27 protein-coding genes and 2 pseudogenes are annotated in these 24,973 nt (G+C 42.7%); 15 read left to right on the top strand and 14 right to left on the bottom strand.

Features of this window, described 5'->3' with window-relative positions; all coding sequences use genetic code 11:
- Positions 1-213: 213 nt before the first annotated feature.
- The 9 genes and pseudogenes from KBW69_RS14835 to KBW69_RS14795 all read left to right on the top strand — a co-directional run bounded on the left by KBW69_RS14835 (position 214) and on the right by KBW69_RS14795 (position 12,659).
- Positions 214-2,967, top strand: a complete 2,754-nt coding sequence (locus KBW69_RS14835; RefSeq protein ID WP_257281356.1) for a glycosyltransferase — start codon at positions 214-216, stop codon at positions 2,965-2,967.
- Positions 2,968-3,105: 138 nt separating this feature from the next.
- Positions 3,106-3,763, top strand: a pseudogene (locus tag KBW69_RS14830) (IS1 family transposase).
- A 211-nt stretch (positions 3,764-3,974) separates the two neighbouring features.
- Complete coding sequence (locus tag KBW69_RS14825; RefSeq protein WP_257281355.1) at positions 3,975-5,240, top strand: polysaccharide pyruvyl transferase family protein; 1,266 nt, start codon at positions 3,975-3,977, stop codon at positions 5,238-5,240.
- Between the two features lie 353 nt (positions 5,241-5,593).
- Positions 5,594-6,481, top strand: coding sequence for a UTP--glucose-1-phosphate uridylyltransferase GalU (galU, locus tag KBW69_RS14820; RefSeq protein WP_257281354.1), 888 nt, complete (start codon positions 5,594-5,596; stop codon positions 6,479-6,481).
- A gap of 160 nt (positions 6,482-6,641) precedes the next feature.
- Positions 6,642-8,828: a glycosyltransferase gene (locus KBW69_RS14815; protein WP_257281353.1), complete on the top strand. Its 2,187-nt coding sequence runs from the start codon at positions 6,642-6,644 to the stop codon at positions 8,826-8,828.
- A 48-nt stretch (positions 8,829-8,876) separates the two neighbouring features.
- Positions 8,877-9,470, top strand: a complete 594-nt coding sequence (locus KBW69_RS14810; protein ID WP_257281352.1) for an AAA family ATPase — start codon at positions 8,877-8,879, stop codon at positions 9,468-9,470.
- Positions 9,470-10,495: a hypothetical protein gene (locus KBW69_RS14805; protein ID WP_257281351.1), complete on the top strand. Its 1,026-nt coding sequence runs from the start codon at positions 9,470-9,472 to the stop codon at positions 10,493-10,495. Before KBW69_RS14810 ends, KBW69_RS14805 begins: the two co-directional genes overlap by 1 nt.
- 326 nt (positions 10,496-10,821) lie before the next feature.
- Positions 10,822-11,604, top strand: coding sequence for a hypothetical protein (locus tag KBW69_RS14800; RefSeq protein ID WP_257281350.1), 783 nt, complete (start codon positions 10,822-10,824; stop codon positions 11,602-11,604).
- Entirely contained in the window at positions 11,601-12,659 is a 1,059-nt protein-coding gene (locus tag KBW69_RS14795) for an ATP-binding protein (RefSeq protein WP_257281349.1), read from the top strand. The genes KBW69_RS14800 and KBW69_RS14795 overlap by 4 nt, the downstream gene beginning before the upstream one ends.
- Positions 12,660-12,759: 100 nt before the next feature.
- On the opposite strand, the gene KBW69_RS14790 is transcribed toward KBW69_RS14795, so the two are convergent.
- The gene (locus KBW69_RS14790; protein WP_257281348.1) at positions 12,760-12,978 is read right to left on the bottom strand and encodes a hypothetical protein; all 219 of its coding nucleotides are present in this window, start codon (positions 12,976-12,978) and stop codon (positions 12,760-12,762) included.
- 38 nt (positions 12,979-13,016) lie between these two features.
- Here KBW69_RS14790 and KBW69_RS14785 point away from each other — a divergent pair, with 38 nt between their 5' ends.
- The gene (locus KBW69_RS14785) at positions 13,017-13,787 is read left to right on the top strand and encodes a galactosyltransferase-related protein (RefSeq protein ID WP_257281347.1); all 771 of its coding nucleotides are present in this window, start codon (positions 13,017-13,019) and stop codon (positions 13,785-13,787) included.
- A gap of 343 nt (positions 13,788-14,130) precedes the next feature.
- On the opposite strand, the gene KBW69_RS14780 is transcribed toward KBW69_RS14785, so the two are convergent.
- The 7 genes from KBW69_RS14780 to KBW69_RS14750 all read right to left on the bottom strand — a co-directional run bounded on the left by KBW69_RS14780 (position 14,131) and on the right by KBW69_RS14750 (position 17,149).
- Complete coding sequence (locus KBW69_RS14780) at positions 14,131-14,403, bottom strand: type II toxin-antitoxin system YafQ family toxin (protein WP_257252412.1); 273 nt, start codon at positions 14,401-14,403, stop codon at positions 14,131-14,133.
- Positions 14,400-14,663 (bottom strand): type II toxin-antitoxin system RelB/DinJ family antitoxin, encoded by a 264-nt coding sequence (locus tag KBW69_RS14775; protein ID WP_257252413.1) that lies wholly within the window; start codon positions 14,661-14,663, stop codon positions 14,400-14,402. The genes KBW69_RS14780 and KBW69_RS14775 overlap by 4 nt, the downstream gene beginning before the upstream one ends.
- 112 nt (positions 14,664-14,775) lie before the next feature.
- Positions 14,776-15,156 carry a hypothetical protein gene (locus KBW69_RS14770; protein WP_257281346.1) on the bottom strand — a complete coding sequence of 127 codons (381 nt, stop codon included), beginning with the start codon at positions 15,154-15,156 and terminating at the stop codon, positions 14,776-14,778.
- A gap of 354 nt (positions 15,157-15,510) precedes the next feature.
- Positions 15,511-15,771 (bottom strand): type II toxin-antitoxin system PemK/MazF family toxin, encoded by a 261-nt coding sequence (locus tag KBW69_RS14765; protein WP_257281345.1) that lies wholly within the window; start codon positions 15,769-15,771, stop codon positions 15,511-15,513.
- Positions 15,744-15,965, bottom strand: a complete 222-nt coding sequence (locus KBW69_RS14760) for a hypothetical protein (protein WP_257281344.1) — start codon at positions 15,963-15,965, stop codon at positions 15,744-15,746. The genes KBW69_RS14765 and KBW69_RS14760 overlap by 28 nt, the downstream gene beginning before the upstream one ends.
- A gap of 534 nt (positions 15,966-16,499) precedes the next feature.
- Positions 16,500-16,916 carry a type II toxin-antitoxin system VapC family toxin gene (locus KBW69_RS14755; RefSeq protein WP_257281343.1) on the bottom strand — a complete coding sequence of 139 codons (417 nt, stop codon included), beginning with the start codon at positions 16,914-16,916 and terminating at the stop codon, positions 16,500-16,502.
- Positions 16,916-17,149 carry an antitoxin gene (locus tag KBW69_RS14750; RefSeq protein WP_257281342.1) on the bottom strand — a complete coding sequence of 78 codons (234 nt, stop codon included), beginning with the start codon at positions 17,147-17,149 and terminating at the stop codon, positions 16,916-16,918. The genes KBW69_RS14755 and KBW69_RS14750 overlap by 1 nt, the downstream gene beginning before the upstream one ends.
- 961 nt (positions 17,150-18,110) lie before the next feature.
- Here KBW69_RS14750 and KBW69_RS14745 point away from each other — a divergent pair.
- Positions 18,111-18,464 (top strand): glycosyltransferase family 4 protein, encoded by a 354-nt coding sequence (locus KBW69_RS14745; protein WP_257281403.1) that lies wholly within the window; start codon positions 18,111-18,113, stop codon positions 18,462-18,464.
- Here the strand turns inward: KBW69_RS14745 and KBW69_RS14740 are convergent.
- Positions 18,461-18,808: a type II toxin-antitoxin system RelE/ParE family toxin gene (locus KBW69_RS14740; protein ID WP_257281341.1), complete on the bottom strand. Its 348-nt coding sequence runs from the start codon at positions 18,806-18,808 to the stop codon at positions 18,461-18,463. The two genes, KBW69_RS14745 and KBW69_RS14740, sit on opposite strands and share 4 nt — an antisense overlap.
- A gap of 2 nt (positions 18,809-18,810) precedes the next feature.
- On the bottom strand, positions 18,811-19,146 hold the full coding sequence (locus tag KBW69_RS14735; RefSeq protein ID WP_257252408.1) for a type II toxin-antitoxin system Phd/YefM family antitoxin: 336 nt from the start codon (positions 19,144-19,146) through the stop codon (positions 18,811-18,813).
- A 196-nt stretch (positions 19,147-19,342) separates the two neighbouring features.
- Here KBW69_RS14735 and KBW69_RS14730 point away from each other — a divergent pair, with 196 nt between their 5' ends.
- The 3 genes from KBW69_RS14730 to KBW69_RS14720 are packed head-to-tail and all read left to right on the top strand — an operon-like array spanning position 19,343 to position 21,095.
- Positions 19,343-20,248, top strand: a complete 906-nt coding sequence (locus tag KBW69_RS14730) for a hypothetical protein (RefSeq protein WP_373690702.1) — start codon at positions 19,343-19,345, stop codon at positions 20,246-20,248.
- 6 nt (positions 20,249-20,254) lie between these two features.
- Complete coding sequence (locus KBW69_RS14725; protein ID WP_257281339.1) at positions 20,255-20,518, top strand: hypothetical protein; 264 nt, start codon at positions 20,255-20,257, stop codon at positions 20,516-20,518.
- Positions 20,493-21,095: a hypothetical protein gene (locus KBW69_RS14720; protein ID WP_257281338.1), complete on the top strand. Its 603-nt coding sequence runs from the start codon at positions 20,493-20,495 to the stop codon at positions 21,093-21,095. Before KBW69_RS14725 ends, KBW69_RS14720 begins: the two co-directional genes overlap by 26 nt.
- Positions 21,096-21,266: 171 nt before the next feature.
- Here KBW69_RS14720 and KBW69_RS14715 read toward each other — a convergent pair whose 3' ends face one another.
- The 4 genes from KBW69_RS14715 to KBW69_RS14700 all read right to left on the bottom strand — a co-directional run bounded on the left by KBW69_RS14715 (position 21,267) and on the right by KBW69_RS14700 (position 23,856).
- Entirely contained in the window at positions 21,267-21,614 is a 348-nt protein-coding gene (locus tag KBW69_RS14715) for a hypothetical protein (RefSeq protein ID WP_257281337.1), read from the bottom strand.
- 859 nt (positions 21,615-22,473) lie between these two features.
- The gene (locus tag KBW69_RS14710) at positions 22,474-22,692 is read right to left on the bottom strand and encodes a toxin-antitoxin system HicB family antitoxin (RefSeq protein ID WP_257255553.1); all 219 of its coding nucleotides are present in this window, start codon (positions 22,690-22,692) and stop codon (positions 22,474-22,476) included.
- The gene (locus KBW69_RS14705) at positions 22,689-23,117 is read right to left on the bottom strand and encodes a putative toxin-antitoxin system toxin component, PIN family (protein WP_257255552.1); all 429 of its coding nucleotides are present in this window, start codon (positions 23,115-23,117) and stop codon (positions 22,689-22,691) included. Before KBW69_RS14705 ends, KBW69_RS14710 begins: the two co-directional genes overlap by 4 nt.
- Positions 23,118-23,370: 253 nt before the next feature.
- The gene (locus tag KBW69_RS14700) at positions 23,371-23,856 is read right to left on the bottom strand and encodes a DUF29 domain-containing protein (RefSeq protein WP_257255551.1); all 486 of its coding nucleotides are present in this window, start codon (positions 23,854-23,856) and stop codon (positions 23,371-23,373) included.
- Between the two features lie 371 nt (positions 23,857-24,227).
- Between KBW69_RS14700 and KBW69_RS14695 the strand changes: the two are divergent.
- Positions 24,228-24,455, top strand: a pseudogene (locus KBW69_RS14695) (ISAs1 family transposase); the annotation flags it as partial.
- Between the last annotated feature and the right edge of the window lie 518 nt (positions 24,456-24,973).

The following is a 24,973-nucleotide window of genomic DNA, read 5'->3' as shown; positions in this document are numbered from 1 at the left end:
CCGACCTTCCCCTAGAGTCATTTGAAACTGGTATAAGAAAAACATTAGAGTGGCAGATGAAAAATCAATAGCTATAAGTGCTAAATTAATTTAATGTTTTTGACTTTTTGATTTTAATTTCAGATCAAAATAGAAGTCATTGATTTTTTTTGAATTGTTGATGTTGTTTGAATTTATCTACAATTCTGGATTCGATAAGTGAGTTGATAAGAAATGAAAGTTTGTTTGGTAACTGAAGAGTTAGCGGGTTTTCAGGGTTCTGGAGGCATTGGTGCAGCTTTTTATGAGTTGGCACTGCTTCTTGCAAAAGACCCAAAAAACAAAGTCGATATACTGTACTGTAGTGTTGGTGAGATATCTGCTCAGCTACAAAATAAAATGGTTGCGCTTCTCAAAGAAAAGCAGATTAATTTATCATTTTTGCGTGCACAAGCTTTTGTTCATCCAGTAGATAGTATTGAAGGGAGAGCTTATGCCGTCTATCAAACACTTAAAGGCGAAAGTTACGATACAATACATTTTCATGACTACAAAGCACTTGGTTTTTATTGTTTTTCTTCAAAAAAACAAGGTTTAGCTTTTGGTTCATCGAACTTAGTCCTTCAAATGCACGGCCCAACAGTATGGACTACAGCTATAAATCAATCAATGTATCACGAAGAAGGGCATTTGAAGCTTGATCATATGGAGAGGCAATGTGCGCGCGATGCGGACTACGTAGTTTCTCCAAGTCAATATCTTTTAGACTTTTTGAAAGAGAAAGCTGACTATTCGTTTCCGAAGAAAACTTGTGTAATTCAGAATCTTGGTTCTGTACTTGTTGATGAGCTTTCGATGTTTAGTGAGATTTCCGTTGAAAGGGAATGTAATAAAGTAAATGAGATTGTTCTATTTGCTAGGCATGAAGATAGAAAGGGCTTTGTTAAATTTTGTGATGCAATAGACAAACTAAAGGATAAGATTCTAAAAAACGGAGTCAAGGTGACGTTTCTTGGGAAGTTTGGTCAAATAAATGGGAAACATTCAGGTATATATTTAGCTAATAGAGCTAAGAGTTGGAATTTTCAACTCTCTATATATACTGATATGCATAGAAACGAAGCTGTTAAATATTTGTCCGCGAATAAAAACTCTCTCATCGTTATACCATCGGAGGAAAATTCTCCTTATACGGTTTTAGAAGCATTGCTGTTAAATAAGGCTTTTATTACTAGCTCAAAAGGTGGTGCGAAAGAGCTGATAAATAAAGACACTTGGCAGGACTGTTTAGCAGACACTGATACAAATTATGATTTGACTGATAAGATTGCAAGTTGGATTGATAGCCCTAAAAATGTTCCGTTACTATCAAAAACTCATAAGCAGATTGAAGACTGTTGGCAGCTTTTTCATAAGAAAATCTTAGCTCAAAAACCTGAAGCAGCTATAACGACCACCCAGCCTTTGGTCACCGTTGGGATAACGCATTATGAAAGGCCAGATAAACTATTTGATGCTTTAGATTCAATTATACAACAAACATATAATAATATTGAAATTATTGTTGTTGATGATGGCTCTAAATCTGAAAGTGCAAGTCAAGCACTAAATGAAATAAAAGGAATGTTTGACGGGACTCAGCATCGTCTTATTATTCAAGAAAATGCTTATCTTGGAGCTGCACGAAATACTGTAGCCAAAAATGCAAAGGGTGATTACCTTTGTTTTCTTGATGATGATGATATTGCTTTCCCATATTTAATTGAAAAGCTCGTGAAATCAATACAGTACTCTAAGAGTGATATTGTCAATTGTTTGAATTTATTTATGGATTTAAGCGAGCGAGAGAATGCTATCTTCCAACTAGAGAAATACCAGCAAAAAGTTTCTTATCTGCCATTAGGAGGACCTCTTTCACTTGCTTGTCAAGAAAATATACTGGGTGCTGCAACAGCGCTAATTCGAAAAGAATTTTTCGATAAAGTAGGTGGATATACTGAGGATAGAGGCGTTGGTCATGAGGACTATGAATTTTTCTTCAGGGCCTTGCAAATGAAAGGTGAAATTAGAATATTGCCCGAGCCCTTGTATCTCTATGAAGTTGGCCGACCTAGTATGATTTCAAATACTTCTGCATTCCAAAATTTCGATAGAGTTGTATCAAAAATAGATCCAAATCTACAACCAAATGCTTGCCTTGATTATATCCGACTAACAGTAGGTAAACAGGCTCGAAACTTGCAAGCTCAAAGAGTTGAGCACAGCATCGCTCAAACTGATTTCTCGGACCTTGCTTTACCTATACAGAGAGGAGATGTATGGCAGCATGATGAAGTTCGGAAGCAGTTAGTAACTTATGCAATAAAAATAGGAGCGATCAATGCAGCAAAGGCATTTGGTGAAAAATCGGCAGATTTAACATTCTCTGTAACTAAGATAAAAACAGAAAAAAATATGCAATTTAGAGTTCTTCTTGTAAATAAGAAATATAGAGAACTATTAAGCAGTTTGATTTCATTCTCAATTGTTAAGGAAAGTCATTTTCTAAAAGTTCTGAAATACTATAAAGCAATATTTGCAGACGAAGAATGCCATAAGCAGCTAGGCATAAACGACTTCAATCAGTTAGCAAAATCATTAAAGCCCTACTATGAAGGTTTGGCTATTGAAGCCCAGGCTGCTAGAGCATTAAAGCTCAAAGATGAATATGAAACTGCTTTGAATAGGTTGTTACAAAGGGATGAAAGTGAATATCTAGCAATGCATAGTGATGTGGCTGCAGCAGTTCAGAATGGGGATTTTAAATCAGGGTTGTTACATTTCAAGTCATTCGGAAAAAAAGAAGGACGGGTTGGTTTTTCTAATGTCGCATCTATAGATAAAGAATACCTTCACGCTTCAATGGAGTCAGCTTTGAATAAAATGATTGCCCCTCAAATAACGTCATCGAAGCAGTCTTCAAAATGGACTAAGTTTCTAAATAGGTAAGGCTGGCTCTGTTCTCAAGAACAGGGTCATGAATCAAATGCGTTGATCCGTATATCTGACGAACAAGTTTTTCTGCTACTCTGCTGATTTTCCTATAGCAGTCATTAAAGTTGTTTGCGTTCACTTTGATACACAGTTGTGGTCGTGAGAAACGGTAAAGCACCTTCAGGTATACAGCGCTACCTATGCAAAAGCTGCAAACAAAGCTTCCAGCTTGAGTTTGTCTACAACGCCAATAAGCCGGGTGCCCACGAACGCATAGTGAACATGGCCATGAACGGTTCTGGCATCTGGGATACAGGTCGTGTCCTGGGAGTCAGCCCTACTACGGTCATCAGTCACTTAAAAAACTTGACCCGCCAAAAGTAACATCACTTCCTTTCGACAATGAAGAATTGGTACTGATCTGTCAGATGGATGAACAATGGTCTTATGTTGGCAACAAAAAGAATCAGCGGTGGCTGTTCTATGCTTGGGAACCACGCTACCAGAGGGTAATCGCTCATGACTTTGGGCGTAGGTCAAGGAAAACGCTGAAGAAGCTGATAAAATTGACCAAGCCCTACAAATTCAAGTTTTACTGCACTGATGGCTGGAAGCCATACGGCTCAGAACTGCCAGAAGACATCCATGTTGTCCTAAGAAGCTGTCACAAAGTATCGAGAGAACAAACCTGACACTACGTACTCGACTGAAACGGTTAACCCGTAAGACTATCTGCTTTTCTCGATCAGAAGAATTGCATGACAAGGTCATCGGGGAGTTCATTGCGAGAATGTGGTATCAACTCATTTGAAACACGACTTAAGCTGTACAGTACCCGCTAGCTTATTATTATAGTTTGTGCTATCAGCTCTGGTGATTATTTGTGAGCTATTTTGCAATAAATGTATTATTTGCAGTTTGGCTAAGTATTTTGTGGATTTTCTAATATTTTCATGGCATAAGAAAATAATATCTTTGAGTGTTATTTAGATAAATGCCGTACTTTTTTTGGATTCTTTAATATGAAAACATTTTTTTTACAAACCGTACCAAATATTGTTAACCCAGAACTCTCTTTGAGAGAGAAATTAGATGTCACTGTTAGAAATACTGGTAATTATTTTTTTGAAACAGCAGTAAAAAAACAGCTTTCTGGGATGGAGGTTATTTCATCTTTTAATGAGCTACCTAAGGGTGCTGATAAACTTGTACTTTCGATGTCTAATTTCATGAGCCCTCATACTGATCTGGGCCCTATTGCAGATAACATCGAAAGGCTTAATGTAAAGCAGATTGTAATGATTGGTGCTGGTGCTCAAGCAAATAGCTATACTGAAGAGGTTAAACTCACAAAAGGAACAGAAAGGTTTTTGAAAGTAATTGCTAATAGAAGTGAAACTATTGGTGTCCGTGGCAACTTCACAAATAACCTTCTTGAAGAGTATGGAGTAACTAATGGTGAAGTGATCGGTTGTCCATCAATTTTTATGAACTTAGATCGAAACTTTAAGGTCAATAAGTCAGCTTTACCTAATTCACCTAAGCTAGTGACTCATTATACCCCAACTGGGCACTACCGGGATAATATTGCTCATATTAATAATTTTGCAATAGAAAATTGCGAATCATACATTGCGCAGAGTGAGGTTGATCTTTTATCAGCTGTTGAAAAGAAAGTTGAAGACAAAGATATTGAGTACATGTTTGGATACTACAATAACGGGAAGTACTCAAAAAGAGAATTTAGAGATTGGTTTCATGAAAATACAAAATGGTTCTTTGATATTGATGAATGGTTTAGTTACATGGCACAAGTTGATTTCTCTATCGGTACGAGATTTCACGGAAATATGGGAGCTATTCAGGCTGGAACACCAGCTCTGAATTTAGTATTTGACACTAGAACAAGAGAACTATGTGAGTATCTAAATCTCCCTACCATGTTCCTGGATGAATTCAACGGTGAGCATACGGTTGATGAGCTTTATGAAAAAGCTGATTATGGATTGTTTAATGCAAGTTACTCTCATAAGTATGATAAGTATGTTGATTTCTTGAACAAAAATGGAGTCAGTCATAATCTTGGTGAAGCTGACAGTGAGGTTTCTTCTTACTCTTTAAATCCAGTGGCTCAAAAGAATATAGTTGACTTGTTAAGTTCAATTGAAGGCAAGGAAGTAAATGATAAGCTGATTTCAGATTATTTACGCTCTAGAGTTCGAGGCGACAGAGCATATGAAATAAGAAAGTTAGCTGAAAAAGGTGAGTATGGCTTGAAAACTATCTAATAATTTTTGATAGAATAGTAATCAGAATTTAGATTTTATGAAAACAAGGACGTTTTTCAACGTCTATGTATGGATATCCTATCCGTTTGCGAAAAGTACATATAAATCAGAGCAAGCTGCGAAAAAGTCCTGATAGTGTTTGATGTTTTTTACATAAATCTTACCAGAAAGTTGTCTTGAACTCGAAATAGTAACCCGCTTTTCAGGCAGATAGCTTTGCTAAAGTGTCGGAAACCAGAATGATCTGAAAATTGACAGCTTCCATAACCAGCATAAAAGTTAGGAGTTTTCAGGTTTTTTCGCAGAGTCCTCATTAATCGTCAGATATAATAGTAGATATATAGATCAAGTATATGGGAAATGAAATTAAAAAAGCTGTTTTTCCAGTAGCGGGTATGGGAACCCGGTTTTTGCCTGCAACAAAAGCCTGCCCAAAAGAGATGCTACCAGTTGTTGATAAGCCTTTGATTCAATATGCAGTGGAGGAAGCTATTGCGGCAGGGATTACTGATCTGGTTTTTGTCACATCGTGGACTAAACGCTCAATTGAAGACCACTTTGATAAAAACTTTGAGCTTGAATACAAGCTCGAGCAGGCAGGTAAAGCAGAATTGCTTGATACTGTAAAAAGTATTTTGCCCAAAGGCGTTAATTGCTTTTATGTGCGTCAACAGGAAGCACTAGGATTAGGCCACGCCGTGTTATGTGCAAAAGATATTGTTGGTAACGAACCTTTTACTGTTCTACTTGCTGACGATATGATCTATTGTGATAAAACACCCTGTCTGAACAGCATGATTAAATTGGCACAGGAAGATCAAAGCTCGGTTGTTGCTGTCGAGCAGGTTCCTATGGATCAGGTTAATAAGTATGGTGTTATTGATCCGGTTCAGTTGAGTGACCGGCTATACAAGCTAAAGGGGGTTGTTGAAAAACCTTCGGTAGATAAAGCACCTTCCAACCTTTCTATTGTTGGGCGCTATGTGCTGCAACCCCGTATTTTTGAGTTGCTTGAAAGCACACCTCGCGGGGCAGGTGGTGAAATTCAACTGACTGATGCTATCGCTACACTACTGCAAGAACAGACGATCCATGCTTATGAGTTTGATGGTATTCGTTATGATTGTGGCAGCAAGCTGGGTCATATGAAAGCTAATGTTGAATACGCACTGCGTCATCCTGAGCTTAATGGCCGGTTTAAGGAATATCTGCAGGACGTTATAGCTTCCTCGTTGAGCTAAGCGGTAGCGTTTTGAGCTGTGCTCCATTTATATCATCCTGGGTATTGCAGGAGCACTTTTTTAAGTCTGTGTGAGTTATGAAGTTATCTAAATCGGTAATTTTAAAAATGAAAAGCGTGTAAAAAAGTTGTTAGGTCAAATTCTTAATATCAGGCACTGGTTGAGCGTTAATCCCAAGTTTCGACTGTTACCCAAATCAGATCTTCGAGAAGCAAGCGGTGGTTTTGACTGGCAGTCAACAGGTGAAGACCCTGCATTTAAATTAAAACCTATGGCTTACCAGCCTAAAGGCTGGTATATGCTTGAGGTACAAGTCGAAAGTTCTGCTACACGGCTCAACAGCAAGCTTTACGTTGATTATGGAGAGGGTATTAATGAAGCGAACGCAATTCTCCTGCCCTTAACAAATGGTAAGCCTCTTAAAAGGGTCTGTTACTTTTCTCAGAGACCTTTAGCTATACGCTTTGATCCTTCAGAGCAGCCCTGTAGCTTTTCTGTAAAACAACTGAAAATGACCCGATTGACTTCTGCTTATGCTCGCAAGTTGATGATCAAAAAGTTAACGACCCGACATACTACGGACAGTCATAGCGGACTGGCCGTTACGGAGCTATTGGAGCGTTATAACCACTGCTTTTCACCTTGCAAGGCAACCCTGACCTATCCACAGTGGCAACAACGTCATGAACCTGCAGTATTCGATAAAAGAAAAATTACCAATGAACTCGAGCAGCTAAATAGAAAGCCTTTGATCAGTATTGTGATGGCTACTTATAATACTGAACCTTTATTTTTAAAGGCATGTATAGATTCTGTACTAGAGCAGTCTTATTGTCATTGGGAGTTGTGTATTGCTGACGACTGCTCTACTGATGAGCAGGTTCGCACCCTTCTTAATGAATATTCCGAAAAAGACACAAGAATTAAAGTCACATTTCGATCTGTGAATGGTCATATCTCCAAAGCCAGTAACACTGCCCTTGAACTGGCTACTGGTGACTATGTCGGCTTGCTCGACCATGATGACTGTCTGGCTGAACATGCTTTGTTTTATATCGCCAAGACCATCAATGAGCGACCGCAAGTCAGGTTACTTTATAGTGATGAAGACAAAATTGATGAAAAGGGTGTGAGATACGAGCCGCATTTCAAAACAGACTGGAATCGTGATCTTTTTTATTCACATAACTATATCACTCATTTTAGTGTGTTTGATGCAACATTAATAAAGGAAGTGGGAGGATTCCGATCTGGCCTGGAAGGTAGTCAGGACTATGATTTACTTCTTCGTTGTGTCGCTAAAATTGGAAATGGTCAAATTGCTCATATCCCTCATATTCTTTATCATTGGCGGGCTATAAAGGGCTCCACTGCTCTGTCTTCAGGCGAAAAAAACTACACAACAGAGGCAGGATACAAGGCTCTGCAAGATTTCTTTAAAGCAACTTATATACCTGTTGAAGTCAGAAAAGGCCAACTGGCAAACACCTATCGGACAATATGGCCTATGCCAAAGCCGTTGCCATTTGTCAGCTTATTGATACCTACTCGTGATGGCTATGAGATTCTGAAACAATGTATTGAAAGTATCAGGACGAAAACAACTTATCCGAACTATGAAATAGTTGTATTAAACAACCAGACTACTTGTGATAAAACACTTGATTACTTCGAAAGAATCTCAAGCTACAATAATATCCGAGTGCTCAATTACGATTTTCCATTTAATTATTCAGCCATCAATAACTTTGGTGTTCCACAAACTAAAGGCAGTATTATTGGACTGATTAATAACGATATTGAAGTGATCAGTCCCGACTGGCTTGATGAGATGGTCAGACAAGTGTCACGTCCTGATATCGGCTGTGTTGGTGCCAAACTATACTACCCTGACAATCGAATTCAACATGCCGGTGTCACTCTTGGAATAGGTGGCGTCGCTGGGCACACTCATAAGTATTTCTCAGATGTCAACCCTGGTTATTTTTCCAGGCTGAAACTGGTTCAGAATTTTTCTGCTGTCACAGCTGCTGCAATGCTGGTGCGTAAATCTGTTTTTGAAGAAGTCGAGGGTTTCGAAGAAAAACATCTTAAGGTTGCCTTTAATGATGTGGACTTTTGCCTAAAAGTTCGTGATAAAGGCTATAGAAATCTCTGGACTCCCTATGCTTGTCTTTATCATCACGAATCCCTAAGCAGAGGTGCCGAAGATAACCCTGAAAAGCAAGCTCGATTCCAAAAAGAAATCGAGTACATGAAACAGAAATGGGGAGACAAGCTAACGACTGATCCATACTACAGCCCGAATCTAACCCTCAATCATGAAGACTTTTCTTATAATGTTTAGGCTATTTTTAAAAACAACATTTTAACCAGACTATTAAAAGAGATAATTTTGAAAGAACCAATTTTGCTTATGGGTCCTTCTGGCATAGGTAAAACGACAGTTTCCAAATATGCAATGAAAGCAGTAAAGAATGCTCATTTCATTGTTTTGGATAATATTGTTCATAAGCAGGCAAGAGATTCAGGGCTGATTGATAAAAAAGAAGACTTGAATGCTTTAATCAAGTACTTTGAGAATGACAGAGATCGTTTCGTCAACTATGGATTAAATGTGCTTGAAGAGCACATGAAAGCTAGTGACAATCAGCCGATAATTGTTGATGTAGGAACAGGTTTTCTAGATGCCAAACACTCTCTGGAATGGGTTTCATCCTGTAAATCACTATCAATAATGGCTACACCTGCTGTGGCTTATGATCGTTTCAGGAAGGCGCGTAAACTGGATATCTCTTTTGAGCAATATATGACGACGCAGTTTTCACCAAAACGTATCGCACTTTATAACAGCGCAGATGTTGTTATAAAGTCTGATAAGTTGAGCCAGGAAGCTCTATCAAAGCAATTTTTGTTTAGTGCTTTAGCTATGATGCCAGATAGTGAACAGGCGTTAGTTCTGAAAAATTATATAGCTCGTTTTGAGTGATGTTAAAATTTCCAAAAAAAAAACAAGGTCTTTTCATACCTTCTGCAAATTATGATATTCGTTCATCTAAGAAGGTTGTTGTTTTTGGCAATCTAGAATCAGCTACTGTCGAGTTTTATCTCAGAAGTCGTAAAGAGAAAGATACTGATTATAGAGAAATTGATACTTGTGCCAGCGACTATGTATATCAATTACAAGAGCACATAACGGATGGCTGTACACTTATTCTTGTTCGTGACGTTCCATTAGATGCACTGAAATTCTTGAATGCATACAAATTTAATTTTTCTAATTTGGTATGGTTCATAGATGACGATATTCCAGCCGCTCATCTTGATCATACACTTCCAAAAAGCTATCGCAAACGACTTTCTTCCTGGTACAAAAAAGCAAGCCCTCTACTAACAAAGCTGTGTAACAAGATCTGGGTTTCTACTGCTCACTTGGCAGAAAAATATCAATTACCAGCAGAAACGGTTCTCCCCCCCTGTCAGATACTAAAAGAAAAGCGACCTTTGGTTCGATGTTTTTATCACGGTAGCAGCTCTCATCAAGAAGACTGGAAGTTTGTATTAAACGTTATTAGAAAAGTACAGTCGCGCAACCTGAATACCTGGTTTGAACTGATCGGTGACCATTCACTGTATAAAGCGGTAAGAGGTATTCCCCGTGTTCAGGTCATCCACCCCATGCCCTGGCCCGACTATCTCACCATGACTGTATCAAGGACCATGGATATTGGTCTGGCACCTCTGATGGACACCTCTTTCAACCATTCCCGATCCCATACTAAATTGCTTGACATCTGTCGTCAGAAGGCGGTGGGTGTCTATTCTGATCGCTTTCCTTTGTCGAAGAAGATAGAAGAAAGTAATGCTGGTTTAGTTGTTGATGACAGAGTGGATTCATGGGTTGAAGCGATTGAGTACCTTATGCAGTTGGATAAGCAGGATATGCTGAACAACGCAAATCAGTTGGTACTGGATGTTGAATCTTTGAGTCGTGTTCTCAGTGAAGGGGTTTGATTGTTGACATCGTTTAACTCTGTTCTATTTTTAAGGTACTTTGGCTCGTTCCCAAGTGTGGCAAAACAGTGGCTCCCGTACTGAACCCATACGACATCTCAAGTTGTTGAGCCTGTTTTCAGGTATGGGTTTGCATTTCCGCGCTGGTGCGTGGGAACGGATCATGACACCCCTCGGCCTGGTTTACCCACAGGGGACTTTCACCTCATAAGTTCGCCCATGCCGGGCGTACCAAAAAATTCCAGCGGACTGACTTCGGCAGCCACTGAATTTGGCGTTGCCCCCCTTATCTATCATTAAGTCTTAAACAAAGGATTATAATTAAGTTGTCGCAATTTATTTCGTTTTGGAGCAACTCTGGGTGGATTTCTAATTTATTAACAGTTGTATTAGGAACCATCACAATTGGTAGCATATTAAGAGAAATATATAAATATACTCGAAACAAGGCTGACTCATTCCATGATCATAGCAATATCAGTAATTATATAAAGTCTAATTATATTGAAAATAATATAGAAAGACTTAAAAAACGAAAAATTGCAATTATCGATGACGATCAAGATCAATACCCCATTGATCATCTTAGAAAAAGAGGATTCAACGTTACCTCTTATACGCAGGTTAGCCTTTCAGATTATGAGTTTATTAAAAATTATGATCTTATATTTCTTGATATTACTAATGTTGTTATCGAAGACCCACAAAAAGGAGGTTTTGAACTCATAAAACGTGTTCGGTCAGAGATAAACGGAATAGTTATAATTGGGGTTTCCTCAAAAAGATATGATCCGACACTCACAGAGTTTTTTAAACTTGCAGATGAGCAATCAAAAACACCGATTGATGAAAAAGCATGCGAAGAGTTGATTTTAAGGGTTCTTAATAAGCATTATTCTCCAACAGATATAGCCAAAGAAATTGACAGTCTATTAAACGACTGTGATCTTTCGCATAGACAGCATAAAAAAATAATTCACTGCGTTACAGACTACTTAAGTAAAAGTATCGATGAAGATAGACTAATCAAATCCGTAAATAAGTATTCGTACAAAGTCGATGCTTATAAACTCAAGGAAAAAAGCAAAAAATTGAAGGATCTGCTGTGAGTAAGTATTTGGTATCTGTATTAGAGGCTGACCTATTCTCAACACCGTGGCCTGTTTTTATAAATGATCATTTCATTCCTGGTGATAAATATATTACACCTGATATATGTGAAAGTTGTCATGTGAGAGATTGTTTAGATAGTGACACCTACCAGTATATATGCAAAAAAAATGTTGTTTCTTATATGCAAAAATCTGGAGAGGACAAAATCATATTAATTGGATTTCAGGGAAAGAATCAAAAGAAATCTAAGCTAAATAAGTTTTCATCTGAAACTTACAATCAATGGATAACTAGAGTAAAGAAACTGAACTCACAGTTTGAAGAGGAATCTTTGAAACGAATGTCAGAGACTCTTCATTATTTTCATGATCCCGTAAAGTGGGTTGAGCAAATCAAAATAAGTTCAGAGAAATTGATATTGTCTCTGCCTGGGGATAACTTCAAGAAAAAACTAGAAAATGCAAAAAATGAGCAAAAAGCACTCTATCAATCGTCTAGGATGCTTGCTGATTCAATACAGATGTTAGGTGTCTTTTTTAATCCAGCAAGTGCATCTTATGGTAGCAGCGTAAAGACAAATGTCTATAAATTATTTGATAAAGTTCAAGCAATAATATATTTCTCTGAAGGAAAGAAGTACAATAAAAAGTTCAATTTAACAGGGACATCATTCAAAGAAATATTTCTATATGAGTCTTTCCCTATTATCGCACTTACTCTTATACATAATGCTTTAAAATATTCTAAAACAAGAGAAGTTGAGATTAATATTGAAGATGTAAGAGATGGAGTAGAAGTTAAAGTTACCTCTCAAGGTCCAGTGATAAGTGAGGAAGATAAAGAGTTCATTTTTCATAAAGGTTATCGAGGAAAGCACGCTAATAGGCTACACCATGATGGGATGGGTATTGGTTTGTATGTCTCACAACATATAGCACAGGCACATAACTTTGAAATCCATGTTAACAGCACGGAAAAAGGTTATACAAGTGGTGGCATTGACATAGCTGAAAATTCTTTTTTCTTCACTGTCCCTGCAAACGGGGTATAAATCGGGTAAGGACTGGTCTTTCTCCAGCTCTCTCCACCCCAGTCGAGTCAACCAAGCCCCCCCCTCAGCTGCTCACAGATTCGGACATAAAAGTCCCCCTTCATCCGGCTCTTCTTACCCAACCGCTGACACACAACCAAAACGCCAGTGTGCCATTAACCATGGGGCTCGCTTTGCGACTCTCCCAAAACATCGGGAAGCACGCCTTTTTCACCCTCTCAATTTCTTGTATTTGCCCATAGCCCAGCGAACCAGTGTTGCTTCCTTGTAGTTCAGAACCTTCTTCAATAGACTGCAGGACAACCTGCGCTATTTCCATCAGTATCAGCCGTGTATTCGCTCCGGGACAGGTACGTAATGCGGCGGTTGCCTGCCCATTTCAAGGCAGAATTTTTTAAGCCTGTTTTGCAGCAGGCTTTATATCAGGAGGCGTTTGAATCCTGGTTTCGTGGTGAAGTATGTAAAGTGGATGGCATCGCCCTGGTCTCCAGCTGTTTGCTGATTAATCGTCAATGGTTTCTGGCGATGGGTGGCTTTCGTGAGGCGTTTGCTGGCCATGGCTATGAAGACTTTGATCTGATTCACCGACTGGCCATGTATTACCCTGTTGGCAAGCGACCTGCCGATTATCCTGAGGATGTGAAAAGTCGGTTTCCGGGTGATTACCGGGGCTTTCGCCGCCACTTCAGTTATTACGCGGTGCCGCATCTGTTTAACGGTTCATTTCTGCTGCACCAGTGGCACCCAAGGCCACTGACTCGACAATACCACCGTAAAAGAAAGGAGAATGAAGCTCGTTTTGCCGAGATTCTCAAGGACACCACGTTGACATTGCCAGAACCTTTGCCGGGCTTTCAGGCAGATGCTGAAATATTGGCTGTTTTAAAAAACGGTGTTTTCGACTCTGGTACGGTACTTTCTGATTTTCCTTGCTGGTTACGGGAGCAACAAACGTTGAATGGCTTTCCGGTTGAGGAATATCCTGGTCTGTTTCGTTTTCAGGCTGGTGTAAGAAAAAAGCATGGTGGTTTCTGGCGGAAATGGCGGAAGTTGTTTTTAAGTCCGGTGGCGTTTTTTCGGGATAGTGTGTTTGTGCGGAAAAGTTGGGAAAAAAGGGGCGGGTCTTGATTGTTGACATCGTTTGACTTTGTTTTATTTTTGAGGCTCTTTGGGTCGTTTTCTTGCCGTCATTCCCGTCATTCCCGCGAAGGCGGGAATCCACACTGACTCACCATCAGAACCATACTGCCCGGACTCCCCTGGCCTTGTCATCCTCGTGAAGGTGGAGACACACTGTTGACGCTGGATTCCCGCCTTCGCGGGAATGACGACCCTTCGCGGGAATGACGACCCTTCGCGGGAATGACGATCTCAGAGCTTGGGAACGAGCTGTTGGAGTTTTGCGTCACCCTCTGGGACCCACGAGGCCTGAAAGCGTGGGAACGAGTCAATGCACCGGAATAGCCAGTTGCTACCCAAATAAATCAGAATGTGATCCAGTTCTTTCAAAAAAGATTTCACTTCCAACCACTTTGTAGATCAATAACCAATCAGATTCTACATGACATTCTCTACGTCCTTTGTGATTTCCTGTCAGGTAATGATCTTTATGCTTCGGCTCAAGTGGTTCTTTTTTTGCGAGCTGAACCATAATCTTTTTAAGTTTCTTTAAATCCTTACCCTGGCGCTCGACTTTCTTATAATCCTTTTTGAATTTCGTCGACCTTACTGGAGTCAGCATCATTCTTTGTCCAGATCATCAAACATTTCTTCCATAGAATCATATCGGGTCAAACCTACACCCTTATCTGTATCTTCGAAAGTTTTCAGGGTTTCTTGATTAGGTATACGAACATCAAAAGGCAACCCATTACACAAGCCTACCTGCTTATAAAACAAAGTTATTGCGTCTGTTGCGTTCAGCCCAAGTTTCCTGAATATCGCCTCTGCGTGTTCCTTTACATCAGGCTCTATTCTGGCCCGGATCATTGCGCTTTTGCTCATTGTAAGTACCTTTGTATGTCATATTTGTTCCGTGCAGCTTCATTGTAGATCATTTGAGGTACAGTGCAAAGGCAACATAAAGTTGTAGAGTCCGTTTTCAGGTTTGAGACGCCTAAACGTTAAAGTACCAGTTTACTGCCAGTACGGAAGTAATGGTCAGCAGGGCACTGCCAAAGGTAACAAGGTATTGCCGGTTGATGGTGGTGTGGATTTCGGTTTTCAGTTCGGCGTATGCCTTGGAGTTTTCCACTTTCAGTTCGTAGTAGCGGGCATCTGTCTCAGCTTTCTGTTGGTGGTAGCGGGCGTCTGACTCGGCTTTGATGTCGGCCATTTTTTGATCGCTGCGAACCTGGTGCTGCAAGATAGCCTCCTGCATGATGAGCACGTCTTTCTTGCTGGCATTGTGGTCCGGGTCAAGGGAGGCACTGACTTTTGCCGCCAGCTCCTCATCAATGCCTATGTTTTTCAGTTCTGTAAACAGCGTTACCGACACACTCAGCTCTTGTTAACCGATGGAAGAGGTGCAAGCTTAGACCATGAATGACTTTAACAACAAACCGCCTGGTCTGATTATCCTCCCAGCTAGTGCCAGAAAAAAGGGTCAGGTCTTGATTATTGACATCGTTTAACTCTGTTCTATTTTCAAGATTCTTTGGCTCGTTTCCACGTTTGGCAGAACATTGGCTCCCATGCTGAGCCAATACGACAGAGTCCGTTTTCAGGTGTGGGTATACATTTCCACGCTGGGACCCACGGGGCCTAAAAGCGAGGGAACGAGTCAACCTATCAGTTCAAGGGTTATTGCTCTTTTCTTGAAAAAATTTGATGTAGTCGACGAATAATTTCATTAAACTTCTCTGCTTTGATGTGCCGTGAATAACTTTCCCGGACGCGCATAGCTCTCACGGTTAAGGGTACCCTGGTTGAAGTCGTTTGCAGCAATAACAACTGCTGTCGGATCAGAGTAGGGTTTACTGGTGATCTGGCAGAGAATAACATCACCTTTTCCAACGCTAGCAAGTACCAGAGCCGGGCGGCGTTTGGTTGACGTCAAGTCGGAGAACGGGAAATTGATAGTGACTATTGTTCCTGCTGAAGGCATTCCCATGCTTCATCCTCATCTGGCTTATTCCAGTCTGCTGCGAGTGACGGTTCACTTAACAGCACTTCATCATTAACCTGCTGGCCGGGTGACTCCTCAAGTATGGTTATCAATACGTTAGATCCTGAAGGCAAAACCAGATTATCTGGCAGTTTGAGGTTGACCTTACTATCTACAGTGGCTTTGTAAGTCTGAAACATATCCATGCTCCCTGTATCAATGGTTCATCAACGATAGCTTAGCTCTGTAGTGAGGGGAAGCTATTGACGCCTGGAAAACGAGGGTATGTTTTAAGAAAAGTGAAAAAGGAAGCTTGATGGTGCGATGAGAGAAGATGAGTGTCGAATTCGAAGTAATGCTGGAGCAGAAATTTTGGCAGACTTTAGACAGATTGCAGTCACTCTGCTAAACAGTTCGAAAACGTTCAAAGCAGGCCTGAAGGGAAAGCAAAGGAAAGCTGTTATGAGCACATGCTATCCGGCTGCAGTCCTGGCCAGGCACGAACTTTCATGATTTTACCGTGCTGGCCTGGTTGTTGATGATAGTGTTGATTCATGGGTTGAAGCGATTGAGTACCTTATGCAGGTGGATAAGCAGGATATGCTGAACAACGCGAATCAGTTGGTTTTGGATGTTGAATCTTTGAGTCGCGTTCTGAGTGGAGTGGTTTGATTTTTTCAGGTTTGGAACAAAAACAGCGAAATCGGGGGTCAGGTTTGGATTCTTGCTACCCGTTATGTCAAGGGTTGCGACCAGTCTTCAACCTCTAAGCCCGGCACTCTACAAAATTCTTTGGTGTTATTGGTAACCACGGTCAGCTCCAGACTTCGGGCATGTCCAGCTATCATATTGTCATAGCTGCCAATCAGCTGACCGGTAGATTTCAGGAAGTGTCGAATTTGAGAAGAGTGCTCTGCTGCATCCTCGTTAAAATCCAGTATTGGGATAACACTCAGGAGGGTATTTAACTCTTCCTGTTTTGTCTCCCGAAGTCTTTTTGGGGCGGAGCAAATGCCAAACATAAGCTCACCAAAAGTAACGGCTGATATAAACATACGACCATTGTTGTTTTTAAAATGTGCTTTAATACTACCTTTATCGCGCCCTCTCAGGATGTGAATCAGTACATTGGTGTCAAGTAAATATTTCATTATGACCAATCTCCAAAATCACGTTCTTGTGGTAGAGGCTGTTCTCTGTCAGGGTAATCCGGACAGACCGTGATGTTGTCAAAAAATTCGTCCCAGTCAACATCCACGGGGGAAATGGTCAAAGTATTCCCTTGTTTCTGGATTTGAACGTGCTTTACATTTTCGGGAAACGCAAACTCTTTGGGAATGCGTACAGCCTGCGTTCTGTTGTTTTTGAAAATGGTCGTTTTCATATTCGAACCTCCCTTGTATATACCTGAGTATATACAAGATTAAAAATTCAGGCCTTGCCTACAGATCTACAGATCTAGGGAAACCGGGGTCAGGGTCGAAACCGGGGTCAGGTCTTGATTGTTGAGCGAAACCGGGGTCAGGTCTTGATTGTTGACATCGTTTGACTCTGGGAAACCGGGGTCAGGTCTTGATTGTTGACATCGTTTGACTCTGTTCTATTTTTAAAGCTCTTTGGCTCGTTCCCACGTTTGGCAGAACACTGGCTCCCATGTTGAACTCATACGATATCTCTGGTTGTAGAGTCTGTTTTCGGGTGTGGATCCTTACTGGGCGTTTCGGTCAGTTAAGCAGTCAATAACTGCCGGGCTTTCTTAATCCTGTGATGCCGACACGACCTCAGCCCTCATAGCGTTAGCCTCCGGTTCCGCCGTGACCACTTGGCATGAGTTCCAGTGTTTGCTGGACTTGTCTGCGTCCGGTGTATCGAATAACAGAAACTATTCACCACTCTATACCGTTCAGGCTTTCACTGGCATACGCCAGCTACTATGCCGTCTGCTGACTTCTGTATAGCGATCAGGACACCTTACGATGACCTCAGTCTGAAATGTCAGACACTACACAGACCTCCCAAGGTAAGTCACACCGCCTTCACTGCACAACTGCCGGATCTACTGCCTGAATGTCCGGATGAGTATGGGACTTCGTTACCATACGCTAACTCGTCCCCACGCAGGCAGCCTCATATCCGATTTATGTTCGTCAGCTCGCAGTTTTGCTCCACACTGCCTTCAGCCTGTACCTCGCGATACAAACCTTGTGTTTCGCTAGCCCTTCACCCTCATCTGGCTGGGCAGGGGACTTTCACCCCCAAGCTGTGCAACATGCTCGGCACACCATATGCATTCCCACGCTGGAGCGTGGGAACGAGTAAACGAATAATATTTATTATGCCGGGCCATCTCTCACAGTGATGCACAACGCTGGTATGCTAGTTTTGACTGTTGTGCCTATCCACGAAGGAATGATGCAGTCTGTCGTTATGTCCCCCCTATGAAGGTGCTGGAAGCGATGGCAATGGAAAAACCGGTAGTGGTTTCTGATCTGCCACCGTTAACCGAAATGGTGGAACACGGGGTTACCGGTCTTATCTGTCGACCGGATAATGCAGATTCACTGGCAGAATGTCTTGAAAAACTGCTGGAAAAGCAACTGGCCGTGCGGCTGGCAACCGCTGCCAGAGAATGGGCTGAGAATAATCGTACCTGGGAGCAGAATGGTAAGCAGTATGTTCAGATGTACTCTACCATTTAGCACCTGAACAGCCTCTTTTGCAATAATGTGCTGAAATTTCTCCGCCCATCAGCGCAAAGCAATATGGCAACGGTGACGTCCTGGTTATTTCCTGTTGCGTTCTTAGTTACTAAATAAATAATACGAAAAGGCTTCCTTACCAATTGCCGATATTCAGTATTCCCGAACCGGGTCAGTTCCGGAACTATGGCACCTTTATAGGGCTGCTCCCTGAGGCTTTGCAAGGCGGTATTAAAAGTCTGCCTTAATTTCACTGCCCGGGGGTTGCCAAAGTGGTCTCTGGTGTAGGTGACAATATCCAGTATGTCCCGTCGGGCATCCTGAGTGAGAATAACTTTTGTCACGATTACTCCCCTGTGCTGTTTTGTGATTCTTCACCATTGTTATGGTCCCGGTTATTATCAGGAGCGTCATCCATCAGGAGTTGATCAATATCAGCCATTACACTGTCTGCCGTAACGGTGTGATGGTCGGCCAGCTGTCGTTTTCCCAAGGCCAGCAGTTTTAAGAGGGCGATATCTTCCTGCAATGCTTCATAACTGTGGATATCCTGAATAACAGCTTTAGCTTCACCGTTCTGGGTGATCACCAGCGGCTCCCGACTTTCTTGCAGCTGGTTCAGTACCTCAGCTGCATTGGCTTTCAGGTAGCTGATAGGCTTGACTTGTTGTGAGAGTTTCATCCTGAATTGCCTCCATGAGACTTAATTAAGACCTTATATAGTCTAGCTGGTTTACTATCATACACAAACCTTTTGGGCTGGTTTTAGCATTAACCGCCCTGCCTTTTCTATTGAGCCCTGCAAGATACTTTTCCTATCCTCTTATTCCTTTATTGATTTCCAATGACTAGAAAATACTTCGGTACCGACGGCATCCGTGGCCGTGTCGGTCAATTTCCTATTTATCGAGTTTTGCAAAAGTACCGTACAACCCAGGCTGAATCTGCATGGTCTGAAGATTGTGGTGGATGCCTCCAACGGCGCCTGTTACAAGGTGGAGCCTGCGGTATTTGCTGAGTTGGGGGCTGAGGTGATCAGCACCTGTATTGAGCCCAATGGCACCAATATTAATGACGGTTTGGGTTCCACCTGTATTAACCATTTGCAGCAGCAGGTGCTGGAACATCGTGCAGATCTGGGCATTGCCTTTGATGGCGATGGTGACCGGCTGATCATGGCGGATGGCAATGGCGCCGAGCTGGACGGCGATGAGTTGCTGTTTATTATGGCCTGCTCACTGCAAGACCGTGGTCTGTTGCAGGGCGGTGTGGTGGGCACGGTGATGTCCAACCTGGGGATGGAGCACGCCCTGGCCCAGCGCAATATTCCGTTTACCCGTGCAGCGGTGGGCGACCGTTATGTTAATGAGTTGCTGCTGGCCAATGGCTGGTATCTGGGAGGAGAACCCTCCGGCCATTTGATCTGCCGACAGGTGACTACAGCGGGTGATGGTATTGTGGCCGCTTTGCAGGTACTGGCAGCGGTTCAACATTCCGGAAAAACCCTGGCGGAACTGAAGCAAGGCATAAACAAGTACCCACAGCATCTGGTCAATATTGTTATGACCGAGCGCCGAGACCTTACCCGTATTCCTGCAGTGACCCGTGCCGTTACCGAATGCGAACAGGCACTGGCTGGCTGTGGCCGGGTATTGTTGCGCCCTTCCGGTACTGAACCCGTAGTTCGGGTGATGGTAGAAGGAGAGGATAAGGCGGAAATTACCCGGCACTGTCAGGTGTTGGCGGAGAAGGTTGAGCAGGTATTGAAGGTGTTGAACGGGTAATAGACCTTGAATACGCTTCTTTCCGTTATTATCCCCTTTCGGAAGCGGTCGGGCAATCGGGCTTCTGTTGAGCGTCTTGATCAGGCCATTGCCTGTTTTACAGATCAACCAGATATCGAACTCGTGGTTTTTGATACGGGGCGACAATCAACGCGCTTAAAATTGACTAATAGACAGCAGAACAACCTGCGCTATTTCCATCAGTATCAGCCAGGTGTATTCGCTCCGGGGCGGCAGGTACGTAATGCGACGGTTGCCTGCCCATTTTAAGGCAGAATTTTTTAAGCCTGTTTTGCAGCAGGCTTTATACCAGGAGGCGTTTGAATCCTGGTTTCGTGGTGAAGTCTGTAAAGTGGATGGCATCGCCTTGGCCTCCAGCTGTTTACTGATCCATCGTGAATGGTTTCTGGCGATGGGTGCCTTTCGTCAGGCGTTTGCTGGCCATGGCTATGAAGACTTTGATCTGATTCACCGACTGGCCATGTATTACCCTGTTGGCCAACGGCCTGCCGATTATCCGTTTCTCAAGGACGCCACAGTGACATTGCCAGAACCTTTGCCGGGCTTTCAGGCAGACGCTGAGATATTGGCTGTTTTAAAAAACGGTGTTTTTGACTCTGATACGGTGCTTTCTGATTTTCCTTGCTGGTTACGGGAGCAACAATCGTTGAATGGCTTTCCGGTTGAGGAATATCCCGGTCTGTTTCATTTTCAGGCTGGTGTAAGAAAAAAGAATGGTGGTTTTTGGCGGAAATTGCGGAAGTTGTTTTTGAATCCGGTGGCATTTTTTCGGGATAGTGTGCTTGTGCGGAAAAGCTGGAAAAAAGGGGTAGGTCTTGATTGTTGATGTCGTTTGACTCTGTTTTATTATTGATGCTCTTTGGGTCGTTTCCATGTTTGGCAGAACAGTGGTTCCTATGTTGGACTCATACGATATCTCGAGTTGTAGAGTTTGTTTTCGGGTGTGGGTATGCATTCCAACGCTGGAACCCACGGGGCCTAAAAGCGTGGGAACGAGTCAAACATTAAAGTACCAGTTTACTGCCAGTACGGAAGCAATGGTCAGCAGGGCACCGCCAAAGGTGACAAGGTATTGCCGGTTGATGGTGGTGTGGATTTCGGTTTTCAGTTCGGTGTATGCCTTGGAGTTTTCCATTTTCAGTTCGTAGTAGCGCGCGTCTGACTCGGCCTTCATGTCGGCCATTTTTTGATCGCTGCGAACCTGGTGCTGCAAGATAGCCTCCTGCATGATGAGCACGTCTTTCTTGCTAGCATTGTGGTCCGGGTCAAGGGAGGCACTGACTTCTGCCGCCAGCTCCTCATCAATGCCTATGTTTTTCAGTTCTTTGAACAGCGTTTGCGACACACTCAGCTCGTGTTAACCGACGGAAGAGATGCAAGCTTAGACCATGAATGACTTTAACAACAAACCGCCTGGTCTGATTATCCTACCAGCTAGTGCCAGAAAAAAGGGTCAGGTCTTGATTATTGACATCGTTTAACTCTGTTCTATTTTCAAGGTTCTTTGGCTCGTTTCCACGTTTGGCAGAACATTGGCTCCCATGCTGAGCCAATACGACAGAGTCCGTTTTCAGGTGTGGGTATGCATTTCCACGCTGGGACCCACGGGGCCTAAAAGCGAGGGAACGAGTCAACCTATCAGTTCAAGGGTTATTGCTCTTTTCTTGAAAAAATTTGATGTAGTCGACGAATAATTTCATTAAACTTCTCTGCTTTGATGTGCCGTGAATAACTTTCCCGGACGCGCATAGCTCTCACGGTTAAGGGTACCCTGGTTGAAGTCGTTTGCAGCAATAACAACTGCTGTCGGATCAGAGTAGGGTTTACTGGTAATCTGGCAGTTTGAGGTTGACCTTACTATCTACAGTGGCTTTGTAAGTCTGAAACATATCCATGCTCCCTGTATCAATGGTTCATCAACGATAGCTTAGCTCTGTAGTGAGGGGAAGCTATTGACGCCTGGAAAACGAGGGTATGTTTTAAGAAAAGTGAAAAAGGAAGCTTGATGGTGCGATGAGAGAAGATGAGTGTCGAATTCGAAGTCATGCTGGAGCAGAAATTTTGGCAGACTTTAGACAGATTGCAGTCACTCTGCCAAACAGTTCGAAAACGTTCAAAGCAGGCCTGAAGGGAAAGCAAAGGAAAGCTGTTATGAGCACATGCTATCCGGCTGCAGTCCTGGCCAGGCACGAACTTTCATGATTTTACCGTGACTCACTATCCAGCCTGTCCAGAATCTTCAGAGCTTCCTTTGGATTACCTGATTCTGCTCTGACCAAATAACGGTTATAGGTATCAAACTCTGCCAAGGCGATGGTCGATAATTCATCCATCAATTTGTTCAGACTGATATTTCTGGACTTGGCCAATTGCTTCAAGCGTTCATGTTTTTCTTCGGTCAGTCGAATGGTAAGTACGCTCATTGCCTGATCTCCCTGATAAAGTCTTCTGGATTACAAATGGTCAGGTGGTCAAACCTCAGTTCTCCGCGACCAACATCTTTAATGTTCTTGGTGATGATATGGCTGGCACCACCAGCCATTGCCAGTTCTACCAGGTGATTGTCAGCTTCGTCTGGTAAGTTTGGCCGCCAGAGATAATAGATCTCAACCCACTGGGTAATACTTAGCAGCGCGTTGAGCACCTGCTCACGTTCCGACTCGGTAGTACGGCTTTTATTCCAGAGCACTGGCCTGTTTAACAGCGACTCATACTCGGTATAAAGTGCATTGCCCATCAGAGGGTTCAACTGGCGATTCAGACACAACCTGAGAATTTCCCGGCTTGCGCCGCCAATACCGAGAAGCGCCGAAACAAAGCAGCTGGTATCAAGTACAATGGTTTTCATGAATTCAATGATAGCACATATGCTATCAAAAAAATATTTACTAATGACAGTGCCAACCTGCTTTTAGGTGGGCCTAAGATATCCATAGCCGCATACCAGATGAATTGAATGAAGCTATCGTCTGGTGAGTTAGTCGGGCAATAGCAAAATATTTAAAGCCCAAGACGAACCAATGGCAAGGTGATAGCTATCCGATCCAAGAAACAAGCCATGCTCGCACAGAAAACCAGATGCAGTTAGCCGGGTAGCCTATTTAATCGCAGGGCAGCCAGTCATCCTCAATAACTTGCCCGAAGGTCCAGGGGCAGTCAGGTGAGAAACTGTTGTTATTGAGCTGCTGGTGCTTCTGCACGTAGCGGTTCATTTCTTTAATAGCCATGCGCTTGGCACTAGGGTAAACCTCACGGAGTATTACGTCGGTCTCCCGTTTCAGAGATGGGTTTCTGCGGAGTAGCGACCCTATGGCATCCCTCGCCCTGTCTATGCTTGCAAACCATTCACGACAATTATATGGCTCCGGCAGCACCGGATTGATAACTTCTACCTGATACTGGTATTTCAGCAGATGTAATAAAAGAATCTTCAGATGTGATTCAAGTGTATGGTGGTTATTCCCCATTTCCTGTTCCATTGCCTCTAGCAGGTTGGGTATATCCAGTTCGTTAAGCCTGTTGTTTTTCAGAAGCTCACGTTGCCGGGCGATCCAGCCGTGATAATCGGTGTTATAGAGGTTTTCCATGATCATCTCTTAATGTTTAACTCCATTGGCCTTCCAACCTAGATCAACTTTTGTAAGTTATCCAGTTATTTCATAATGCATATGCGTCCCTTTGCTGATGCCTGGCCGACCTTCACCTCAGAACCAAATATCCAACAGACTATTGGATCAGGGAAAAATGATGAAAACCCCTGAAATTATTGGCACGTAGCTTATATTTGTTTTCTTTTTAATACGTCTATGGCCTTATAACTGCACACTAGGGTAAGGCCGCAGCATGAATGCTCACGATTTGATTTCACAACTCTCTATTATCAGTGACCCTCTGCAAGCTTGGAAAGTCGGCCACAAGCTAACAGACATCCTTTTGTTGACCATCTGCGCTGTTATTGTCGGCAATTCATAGGGTTAGTGCTTTCTCTGCGGCCAATAACGTGGGGCTGGGACAGCTTAAAACAGAAGAGAAATCTAATGAAATAACCGCCATCCCCGAACTCCTGAAGCTCCTGGAAATCAGGGGTTGTCTGGTGACCCTCGATGCCATGGGATGTCAGCGACATATAGCCCGGGCCATAGTCAAAAAGGAGGCTGACTATCTGTTAGCGGTCAAAGGCAATCAGGTTTAGCAGGCTTTAGACATATTGCAGTCAATCTGCTGAACAACACGAAAATCTTCGAAGCAGGTCTGAAGAGAAAACAAAAGTAAGCAGCTATGAGCAAACGCTATCTGGCTGATGTCCTTGCTGGGTAGGCACTTTCATGATTTTGCCGTGGTTTCTACCTTTTGACATCCTCTCGCCCCTGAAGGAGCGAGATTCCCGTTAGTCACCTAACAGGTTCCTGTTTCACAGTTCGTTGCTCAGGGAACAAGCGGGGCCGCCCAGGCTTGGTTCTCGCGTAAAAGTTCCACAGTGGGAACTTTTACGATGATGAATCATCGGGGGCGCCCAGCCCCGTGTTCCCCAAGTCTCACACGAACTCCGCAGGCTTAACATTCCTCCAGCCCGGAGGCCCGCTGTGTCAGGATAGATGTCGCCTCTTTTGATTCATGACTCTCAATAATTGAGAGCATACAAAAAGAGGCTGTTATGACTCGCTACTCCAAAGAAATGAAAGAGTCCATTATCCAGAAGATGAT

The organism is Endozoicomonas sp. ISHI1, from assembly GCF_024606225.1.
Lineage (GTDB): Bacteria > Pseudomonadota > Gammaproteobacteria > Pseudomonadales > Endozoicomonadaceae > Endozoicomonas_A.
This window is presented reverse-complemented; position numbering and strand designations above follow the sequence as displayed.

Excerpts from the sequence above, each read along its gene's own strand:
- KBW69_RS14775 (WP_257252413.1), bottom strand. The coding sequence starts at position 14,663 with ATGAGCAAAAGCGCAATGATCCGGGCCAGAATAGAGCCTGATGTAAAG.
- KBW69_RS14720 (WP_257281338.1), top strand. The coding sequence starts at position 20,493 with ATGCGACGGTTGCCTGCCCATTTTAAGGCAGAATTTTTTAAGCCTGTT.
- galU (WP_257281354.1), top strand. The coding sequence starts at position 5,594 with ATGGGAAATGAAATTAAAAAAGCTGTTTTTCCAGTAGCGGGTATGGGA.
- KBW69_RS14785 (WP_257281347.1), top strand. The coding sequence starts at position 13,017 with ATGCGGCGGTTGCCTGCCCATTTCAAGGCAGAATTTTTTAAGCCTGTT.
- KBW69_RS14765 (WP_257281345.1), bottom strand. The coding sequence starts at position 15,771 with ATGGGAATGCCTTCAGCAGGAACAATAGTCACTATCAATTTCCCGTTC.
- KBW69_RS14825 (WP_257281355.1), top strand. The coding sequence starts at position 3,975 with ATGAAAACATTTTTTTTACAAACCGTACCAAATATTGTTAACCCAGAA.
- KBW69_RS14780 (WP_257252412.1), bottom strand. The coding sequence starts at position 14,403 with ATGATGCTGACTCCAGTAAGGTCGACGAAATTCAAAAAGGATTATAAG.
- KBW69_RS14735 (WP_257252408.1), bottom strand. The coding sequence starts at position 19,146 with ATGAAACTCTCACAACAAGTCAAGCCTATCAGCTACCTGAAAGCCAAT.
- KBW69_RS14835 (WP_257281356.1), top strand. The coding sequence starts at position 214 with ATGAAAGTTTGTTTGGTAACTGAAGAGTTAGCGGGTTTTCAGGGTTCT.
- KBW69_RS14750 (WP_257281342.1), bottom strand. The coding sequence starts at position 17,149 with ATGAAAACGACCATTTTCAAAAACAACAGAACGCAGGCTGTACGCATT.
- KBW69_RS14805 (WP_257281351.1), top strand. The coding sequence starts at position 9,470 with ATGTTAAAATTTCCAAAAAAAAAACAAGGTCTTTTCATACCTTCTGCA.
- KBW69_RS14705 (WP_257255552.1), bottom strand. The coding sequence starts at position 23,117 with ATGAAAACCATTGTACTTGATACCAGCTGCTTTGTTTCGGCGCTTCTC.
- KBW69_RS14710 (WP_257255553.1), bottom strand. The coding sequence starts at position 22,692 with ATGAGCGTACTTACCATTCGACTGACCGAAGAAAAACATGAACGCTTG.
- KBW69_RS14755 (WP_257281343.1), bottom strand. The coding sequence starts at position 16,916 with ATGAAATATTTACTTGACACCAATGTACTGATTCACATCCTGAGAGGG.
- KBW69_RS14700 (WP_257255551.1), bottom strand. The coding sequence starts at position 23,856 with ATGGAAAACCTCTATAACACCGATTATCACGGCTGGATCGCCCGGCAA.
- KBW69_RS14790 (WP_257281348.1), bottom strand. The coding sequence starts at position 12,978 with ATGGAAATAGCGCAGGTTGTCCTGCAGTCTATTGAAGAAGGTTCTGAA.
- KBW69_RS14760 (WP_257281344.1), bottom strand. The coding sequence starts at position 15,965 with ATGTTTCAGACTTACAAAGCCACTGTAGATAGTAAGGTCAACCTCAAA.